Genomic DNA, 3,710 nt, shown 5'->3' with positions numbered 1-3,710 from the left:
CCCCTCTTTTATTGGGGGGGCGGGCTCATCTCCCCCGCGCGCCGCCGCACGCTCGAATCGGCTCAGGCCGTCACACCGCCGGGAACGGGTCCAGGTCCGGCTTCAGCAGCTGACCGGCCGCCGGCACCTTCTGGTCCACCAGGTAGCGGGTGACCAGCTCGTTCAGGGCCTTGCTGCGGCCGACCGCGCAGTGCTCGATCGAGTCGACGCTGACCAGCACGGCGTTGCCCAGCTCCTGCTGCATCCGCTGCGCGAACTTGTACTGGGTGGCCGGGTCGTAGAGGTTCCCGATCACCATCACGGTGTTCGCGCTCTTGCGGTCCCACGGGCCGGCGAAGCGCTCGGCGTCGACCGCCGGGGCCGGCCAGCTCGCGCACGCCGGCGCGTCGAAGGCCTGGAAGCGGCCGAAGGTGGGCGACTCCTTCTCCCACTTGCGGGCCGCGTTGGCGAAGGCCCGGTCGTTCGACGGGTACGGCTTGTCCTGGCAGTTGACGGCCAGGTACGAGTCGTCGCCGGTGTACTCCGAGTCCGCCGGCGCCTCGCGCAGCGCGTGCGGCACGGCCACCGCGAGCCCCTTGGCGTCGTCGTCGGCGGCGGCCTTCGGGGCCAGCAGCGTGGCCGCGGCGGGCTTCTGGACCGCCTGGTACAGCGCCTGGAGCTGCTTGGCCAGGCCGGCCAGCCGGGACTGCGAGTACAGCGCGTTGGCGACCTGGTCGGTGAAGGTGCTCAGGGTGACCTTGCTGCCGTCGGCCAGCGTGACCGGGCCGTCGTGCAGGCGGTCGCGCAGCCCGTCGAACTTCGCCCGGGTGTCGCCCTCGCCGAACGCGCAGCGCGGGGCGCCCGCGGTCTGGCAGCGCTTCAGGAACTCGTCCAGGGCGATCTCGAAGCCGCCGGCGCGCTGGCGGTCGTACTCCAGGCCGTCGCTCAGGCGCAGGTCCGGGTCGACGTTGCCGTCGACGATGACCGCGCGGACCTTGTTCGGGTACATGGCGGCATAGGTGGAGCCGATCAGGGTGCCGTACGAGAAGCCGGCGAAGGTGAGCTGGGAGTCGCCGACGGCGCGGCGCATCCGGTCGAGGTCACGGACCACGTTGATGGTCGACATGTGCTCGATCAGCGGGCCGGCGTTCTTGCTGCAGGCGTCCGTGTAGTCCTGGTCGGCGTCCAGGGTCTGGTTGACCTCGGCCTTGGTGAGCGGCACGCCGATCAGCCGGGCCTGGAGGGCGTCCGCCTCCTCCTGCGTCTTGAAGCACTTGAGCGCCTGGCTCCGGGCCACACCGCGCGGGTCGAAGCCGACCAGGTCGAAGCGCGACTGGACCTCCGCCCCGAAACGGGTGGTGGTGGCCCACAGGTAGCCGCTGCCGCCCGGGCCGCCGGGGTTCATGAACAGCGAGCCGATCCGCTTCGCCGGGTCGCTCGCCCGGCGGCGCATCATCGCGATGCCGACCTTCTCGCCGTCCGGGTTGTCGTAGTCCATCGGCACCGGGTAGACGGCACAGTCGTAGATGCCCGGGTCCGGCTTGCTCGGATCGGGGTTGCACGGCTTCCAGGCGACGGGATCGACCTTCGCCTCTGCCGTCGGCGCCAGGTCGATCGGGGCGGCGGACGCGGCCACGGCGCTGCCGGTGACCAGGGCGAGAGCACAGGTGACCGCTCCGGCCAGCGTGGATATGCGGGACAAGGAACCTCCTCCGGGATGCAAGGGCGGCCCCAGCCTGTCAGCCCGTGATCTCCGTGTGAAGACCTTGTGGCACCGCAAATCAGCTGTGAATTATTCTGTGAATAGCCGGACTTGACGGTCGATTTACCCGTCGGCCGGCCGCGGGAGGTCGTCCTCGTGGTGGACGGCGAGACCGCCGGCCACGACTGCGCGTGCCGCCGGCCGGCGTCGCCGCCGAAATGACCTGACGCAAGCTCACCGTTCGGTTAACGTGCGCCACCGAACCACCTGACCAAGGATGTCGTGACACGTGACCCAGCACACCCGCCCCGCCGACCCGACGACCCCCGACAGCTTCATCACCCCGGTCGACCGCGTCTTCGTCCGCACGCACTTCGGCAAGCACCCCGAACTGGAGGCCTCCGCCTGGAGCTTGACGATCGAGGGCCTGGTCGACCGCCCCCTCGAACTGGACCTCCCCACCCTCCTGGCCCTCCCCCAGACGCACCTCACCGCCGTCCACGAGTGCCTGGGCAACCCGCTCCACCCCGACGTGCCGACCCGCGCCGTCGCGAACCTGGACTGGACCGGAGTCCCGCTGTCAACCGTGTTGGACCTGGCGGGCCCGCGCCCCGAAGCCCGGCACGTCTGGCTGGAGGGCGCCGACACCGGCAGCTTCGCCGACGAGCACGACATCGCCTACCTCAAGGACCTCCCCCTGGAGCAGGCACGCGCCGAAGTCCTCCTCGCCCACCGGATGAACGGCGAACCGCTGCTGCCCCAACACGGCTTCCCGGTCCGCGCGGTGGCACCCCGGATGTTCACCACCAACTCCGTCAAGTGGCTGACCCGCATCGTGCTCGCCGCGGAGCGCCCGGACCACCTGTTCACCACGCGCCTCTACACCCGCACCCACCCCGGCGAGACCGAACCCCGCCCGGCCCGCGAGATCGACGTCAACAGCAAACTGCTGACCCCCCGCCACGTACCCGCCGGAACAACCGAACTGGCAGGCCGCACCTGGAGCTACACCGACGTGGCGACCGTCGACGTAGCAATAGACGACGGCCCATGGCAGCGAGCCACCCTGGAACCACGCGGCACCCACCCCACCTGGCAGCGCTTCGCCCTCACCCACCACCTCACCCCCGGGCCGCACCGCATCCGCAGCCGGGCGACCGACAGCGCGGGCCGAGTACAGCCACCCGCAGGGGCACGCAACGAGGTCCACGAGATAGAAATCACGGCCTCCTGAGACTCCCCTAGTCTCCCCGCAGCGCGGCAGAGACCAGGCCACGAATCTCGTCCTCCCCGACCTCACCACCCCCCACGAGCCGGTCGAAGACCAGCCCGTCGATGCAAGCCAGGAGGGTCGTCGTGCGCTCAAGAGGCGCGACGACCCCCTGCGCAACGAGGAAGGCCCGCACGCGGGCACGCCCCGCGTTCTCCCGGGGAACGAGGATCTCGCGCAGTTCGGGATCACGGACGCTCTCCACGGCACACGCATAACGCGCCAACGAGCGGCGCCGCCCTTCCCCCGTGAGCCGTCGCCGGATCAACTCCCCGATCCCGGCGACCAGTTCATCCACCGAACCGATCGGCGGAGCCTGCTCCCCCAGGAACTGCAGCTCCCCCTGGTCCAGTTCCACCAGGCGACGAACAAGAGCGGTGAGCAACGCCTGCCGCGTGCGGAGGTAAGCCGAGGTCGTCCCCACGGGCAACCCCGCCGCCGCATCCACCGCCCGGTGCGTCAGCCCCCGAACCCCGGCGTCGGCCAGCACACCGATCGCCGCGTCCGCGAGCACCGTACGCCGATCACGAGTCTCACCCTGCTTCTGCCCCATCCCTCATTTCTACCTGCAAAAAAGACCCACCCCCCACCCCCGACCCCACCCACCCGACCCACTCACCTCAACCTCCCACCCACCCCTCATCCCTCCCCAGCGAGAGGGTGCGCTGCGGGAGGGGGTGGCGGAGGGGGTGGCCGCGGAGAGGGGCGTGACGGGTGATTTTCAGACTGCCAACGGTCTTAACCACCCACCCCACAGAG

The 3,710-nt window shown here is 70.4% G+C and carries 3 protein-coding genes; 1 reads left to right on the top strand and 2 read right to left on the bottom strand.

Annotated features, from left to right (window positions below; genetic code table 11):
- Positions 1-70 precede the first annotated feature (70 nt).
- Entirely contained in the window at positions 71-1,681 is a 1,611-nt protein-coding gene (locus tag ACFVU9_RS00015) for an alpha/beta hydrolase (protein WP_380500697.1), read from the bottom strand.
- Positions 1,682-1,970: 289 nt separating this feature from the next.
- Here ACFVU9_RS00015 and ACFVU9_RS00010 point away from each other — a divergent pair, with 289 nt between their 5' ends.
- Positions 1,971-2,915, top strand: a complete 945-nt coding sequence (locus ACFVU9_RS00010) for a molybdopterin-dependent oxidoreductase (RefSeq protein ID WP_387588406.1) — start codon at positions 1,971-1,973, stop codon at positions 2,913-2,915.
- Between the two features lie 7 nt (positions 2,916-2,922).
- Here the strand turns inward: ACFVU9_RS00010 and ACFVU9_RS00005 are convergent, their stop codons facing one another.
- Positions 2,923-3,504, bottom strand: coding sequence for a TetR/AcrR family transcriptional regulator (locus ACFVU9_RS00005; protein ID WP_380447918.1), 582 nt, complete (start codon positions 3,502-3,504; stop codon positions 2,923-2,925).
- Positions 3,505-3,710: the final 206 nt, after the last annotated feature.

This window comes from Kitasatospora sp. NPDC057936 (assembly GCF_042887525.1).
GTDB lineage: Bacteria > Actinomycetota > Actinomycetes > Streptomycetales > Streptomycetaceae > Kitasatospora.
This window is presented reverse-complemented; position numbering and strand designations above follow the sequence as displayed.